The organism is Micrococcus sp. KRD012 (assembly GCF_017168555.1).
Taxonomy (GTDB): Bacteria; Actinomycetota; Actinomycetes; order Actinomycetales; family Micrococcaceae; genus Micrococcus; species Micrococcus luteus.
Genome location: NZ_JABFBB010000012.1, coordinates 1 through 4,190, shown reverse-complemented (window position 1 = coordinate 4,190; position 4,190 = coordinate 1). Strand labels below are relative to the sequence as shown.

General features: G+C 68.9%; 4 protein-coding genes. 2 read left to right on the top strand and 2 right to left on the bottom strand.

Annotation, left to right across the window (positions count from 1 at the left end):
* Positions 1 to 38: 38 nt before the first annotated feature.
* On the top strand, positions 39 to 1,571 hold the full coding sequence (gene glpK, locus J1M37_RS05990) for a glycerol kinase GlpK (protein ID WP_020621628.1): 1,533 nt from the start codon (positions 39 to 41) through the stop codon (positions 1,569 to 1,571).
* Between the two features lie 199 nt (positions 1,572 to 1,770).
* Here glpK and J1M37_RS05985 read toward each other — a convergent pair whose 3' ends face one another.
* Both J1M37_RS05985 and J1M37_RS05980 read right to left on the bottom strand, forming a co-directional pair.
* Entirely contained in the window at positions 1,771 to 2,310 is a 540-nt protein-coding gene (locus tag J1M37_RS05985; protein WP_235188144.1) for a hypothetical protein, read from the bottom strand.
* A gap of 169 nt (positions 2,311 to 2,479) precedes the next feature.
* Complete coding sequence (locus J1M37_RS05980) at positions 2,480 to 3,172, bottom strand: GIY-YIG nuclease family protein (RefSeq protein ID WP_241250904.1); 693 nt, start codon at positions 3,170 to 3,172, stop codon at positions 2,480 to 2,482.
* Positions 3,173 to 3,271: 99 nt separating this feature from the next.
* Between J1M37_RS05980 and J1M37_RS05975 the strand changes: the two genes are divergently transcribed.
* A complete protein-coding gene (locus J1M37_RS05975; RefSeq protein WP_206452321.1) occupies positions 3,272 to 3,916 on the top strand; it encodes a DUF6308 family protein in 645 nt (214 codons plus the stop codon).
* Positions 3,917 to 4,190 lie beyond the last annotated feature (274 nt).

Below are 4,190 nucleotides of genomic sequence, written 5' to 3'. Positions count from 1 at the left end.
CCCCCACACCCCCGTGACCACCTCCGAAGGAGTAGGACATGACCACCCCCCGCTACGTGATGGCCATCGACCAGGGCACCACGTCCACGCGCGCGATCCTCTTCGACCACAGTGGGGCCATCGTGTCCACTGGTCAGCGCGAACACGAGCAGATCTTCCCGCGCGCCGGCTGGGTGGAGCACGACCCGGTGGAGATCTGGACGAACACCCGCGAGGTCATCGGCGAGGCCCTGGCCCGCGCCGAGGTGACCCGACACGACGTCGCCGCCGTGGGCATCACGAACCAGCGTGAGACCACCGTGGTGTGGGACCGCAACACCGGCAAGCCGGTGTACAACGCCATCGTGTGGCAGGACACCCGCACCGACCACCTCTGCGAGCGCCTCGCCGGCGACGTCGGCGCGGACCGCTACAAGGAGCGCGTCGGGCTGCCCCTGGCCACGTACTTCTCCGGCCCCAAGGTGGCCTGGATTCTGGAGAACGTGGACGGTGCCCGGGAGGCCGCCGAGAACGGCGACCTCATCTTCGGCACCACGGACTCGTGGCTCGTGTGGAATCTCACCGGCGGCGGCGAGGGCGGCCGGCACGTCACCGACGTCACCAACGCCTCCCGCACCATGCTGATGAACCTGGACACCCTCGACTGGAACGAGGAGATCTGCGCGGACATGGGCATCCCGATGTCCATGCTTCCGGAGATCGTCAGCTCCTCCGCCGAGGTGGGCACCGTATCCGGCCAGCAGCTGCTGCGCGAGACGCCGATCACCGGCATCCTGGGCGACCAGCACGCGGCGACCTTCGGCCAGGCGTGCTTCGAGGTCGGCCAGGCCAAGAACACGTACGGCACCGGCAACTTCATGCTGATCAACACCGGCGAGGAGCCGGTGCACTCGGACAACGGCCTGCTCACCACGGTGGCGTACCGCATTGGCGACCAGAAGCCGGTGTACGCGCTGGAGGGCTCGATCGCCGTCACCGGCTCGCTGATCCAGTGGCTGCGGGACAACCTCGGGATGATCGGCAGCGCCCCGGAGGTCGAGACCCTGGCCGCCGGTGTGAAGGACAACGGCGGCGTGTACTTCGTCCCCGCGTTCTCCGGCCTCTTCGCCCCGCACTGGGACGCCGCGGCCCGCGGCGTCATGGTGGGCATGACCCGTTACGTCAACAAGGGGCACATCGCCCGCGCGGCGCTCGAGGCCACCGCCTTCCAGAGCCGCGAGGTCCTGGACGCCATGAACGCGGACTCCGGCGTGGACCTGACCGAACTGAAGGTCGACGGTGGCATGGTCGCCAACGAGCTGCTCATGCAGTTCCAGGCGGACCTGCTGCGCGTGCCCGTCGTGCGCCCCAAGGTCATCGAGACCACCGCTCTCGGCGCCGCCTACGCCGCAGGCCTGGCGGTGGGGTTCTGGGCGTCCCAGGACGAGCTCGTGGCCAACTGGGAAGAGGACAAGCGCTGGGAGCCCACCACGGACGAGGAGGAGGTTGAGCGCGCCCTGCGGCTGTGGAAGAAGGCCGTGGAACGCTCCCGCGACTGGGTCGACGAGGACGTCGAGTCGGCCCAGGGCTGAGCCGTCCGGTCCGTAGGTCGGTCCGGCCGGCCCCGTGCGCCCCGTGCGCCCCGGGCCGGTCCGGGCCCTCCAGAAGGACCCCGAGCAGCACTACCCCCTCGTCGGCCGCCTGCGCGCGGAGCGGGGCGGAGTCGGTGCCGTTGCCATCGGCGCAGTGGCCAGGCCCGAGGTGCCCGGCTGCTCCGACGTCAAGCTGTCCTCACCCAGGGCGTCCTCTTCCCCCGCCGCTTCCGCCCAAGGCGGCGGTGGCCAGGCAGGCGAAGTAGTCCGCATCCACGTGTCGGCCGTCCTTGGTGGCGCTCCGATGTGGAATCTCCTCGGAGAGGTTCTCCTCGTCCGCGTTGTTCACCGAGGCCACCACCTTTTCGAGGCCGGCCACCTCGGGCCGGAGTTCGCGCGCCCGTCGTCGCATCCTGCCCTCGCCGGTCCACTCATGGGTGCGTTCGGTGAGGGCGTCGAATGGGTTCTCACACGCCGACAATCGGCGTGCTCGTTCGACGACGTTGGACGCCAGGATGTCCCGGAGCATCGTCGTCTTGCCGGTTCCGGGTGGGCCGTTCACACCCATCAGACCCGCCCGCGCGACGACATCAATGCGGGCGGCTTGCAGATGCCCCGTGTGCTCGTGGGCAGTCACATTCGAGGAACTCAGCGATGGCTGCAGTGCCGGGATGGCGCGCTTGTCCTCTTCCCCGAGGCTCGGCGCGGGCAGTCCATCCCCCGTCTGACCTTCGCCCACTCCCCCAGGACTACGAAGTCCGTTCAGTTCCGGTTCAGCCCGAACCGGCGCGTCATCAGAGCGTCCTTGTAGTGCTTCTCCGCGGCGTCGATCTGGGCCTGCGGGGTATTAGAGCCGAACACGCGCAACAGGCTGAACGTGTACCGCTCCGGTTGGGCGGGGTCGAGCTCTAGGGCATCCCGGAGGGCGACGTTCCCGCCAGGCCGTCACGGGCGTAGGCCGCCCACCGTCCGAGCACACCACGCTCGCCGTCGGCCTTGCCGACGTAGCACTGGCCCGCGGTCTCGTCGGCGATCAGGTAGATCCCGCGTACGGCCTCCAGGGCGGTGCGCCAGCCTGCGTAGCGGGTCTCGGTCACCATTGACTGCAGGTCCCCGTAGCTGAGCAGCACGTGGTCGAAGCCGGGGAACGCCTCGGTGGTGGGGTCGGCGATCTCGAGGACGGGGAAGCGCGCCGCCAGGGGGCCGCGCTTGGCCCAGTTCACGGGGTCTGCGGACCACTCCACCACCAGGCGCTCCTCGAGGGAGGCCAGCAGCGGCACCGGCGCAACGTCGTAGTACCGGTACCGCTCCGTGCGCTCAGCCACGGCCTCCCCGCGGTTCTCGTACACGGCGGTGAGGCGAGAACGACGCCCGCCCTCCCCCATGAAGATCAGCCAGTGGCGGGCGGGCTCCTTCGGGAACTTCCCCACGTGGTGCTGCTCCCGCGTGTAGGCGAGCACGCGCTCCGGCGTGGCTGCCGCCCGCGATGGCAGCCCCGACTCCTTGTAGGTGTGGCGGATGGCCAGGACGTCGTGCGGGTCGAGGCCTGCGGCGGCGAGGACCGCACCGAGGGAGAGGACGAAGGGCTGGGTGGACTCCATGGGACCCCATTCTGCCGACCGAGAACCCCTGATCTCCCTTCCGCTGCGATGAGCCCACAGCCACAATCACCGTGACGCCTTCTATTGGAAGAGGGAGCCATGACCGCACCCCAGCTGCACCTGCCCTGCACGGTTGTTTCGGATCAAACGGAGCGCGCCGTTGACCTGCTCCAGCTCTATTTCAAGTCCCGGAAGTTCATCGGCAGCCAATGGGACGGGTTCGACCCGAGCGGGACGCGCGCAGCGTCCGCGAATGTGTTCACCTCCGACGACGTCGCCTCCGCCGCCCTGCTGAACACGCCAGTGCCGGGGCACGCGGTCGTGCATCTGCTCATCACCCAGAGGGAGCGCTTCGCTGGGCTGTTGGAGGCCGTCGGCCCGGACCGGGACTTCATCGACGTCGACCCGGACCCGTCCGGCAAGGACATGGCACCGGTGTACGAGCTCTACGAGGCGCTGAAGACCCTGCCGAAGATCGGCCCGACAATCGCCTCCAAGCTGGTCGCCCGCAAGCGGCCGCGACTCTTCCCGATCATCGACGCCGCGCTGCGCCAGACCGTCTTCCATGAGACCCGAAAGGACGGTTACGTGGGCCGGGCACTGCTCCATGCGGAGTTCTCCGCCCAGGAGCGGACCATCTGGCAGCGCCTCGAGTCCTACCGGTGCGCGGCGGCCCTCCCCGCCGAGGTGACCACCCTCCGCGTCTTCGATGTGCTCGCCTGGATGGAGGCGAGGGCCTACTGAGGGCCATCTCTCACCAGCCAGGAGCGACATCAGGCGACGACCCGAGTGCCCCGACGTCCACCGGGCCTCGGAGCGGTCCCGTGCGCGAAAAATGCGGCTGCAGTCCTCGCGTTCAAGTTGAGTCCCTGAGAGTGGTGTCACCCTCCCTGAGCCGCCCCCTTCATTCGGTCCGGACGTTCTGTGAGTCGTCGGTTTCCATTTGATGGGTGCACTGCCGAGCGTACTCGGCTGGGGTTAGGTAGCCGAGCGAGGAGTGCCGGCGGTGGTGGTTGTA

Excerpts from the sequence above, each read along its gene's own strand:
- J1M37_RS05980 (WP_241250904.1), bottom strand. The coding sequence starts at position 3,172 with ATGGAGTCCACCCAGCCCTTCGTCCTCTCCCTCGGTGCGGTCCTCGCC.
- glpK (WP_020621628.1), top strand. The coding sequence starts at position 39 with ATGACCACCCCCCGCTACGTGATGGCCATCGACCAGGGCACCACGTCC.
- J1M37_RS05975 (WP_206452321.1), top strand. The coding sequence starts at position 3,272 with ATGACCGCACCCCAGCTGCACCTGCCCTGCACGGTTGTTTCGGATCAA.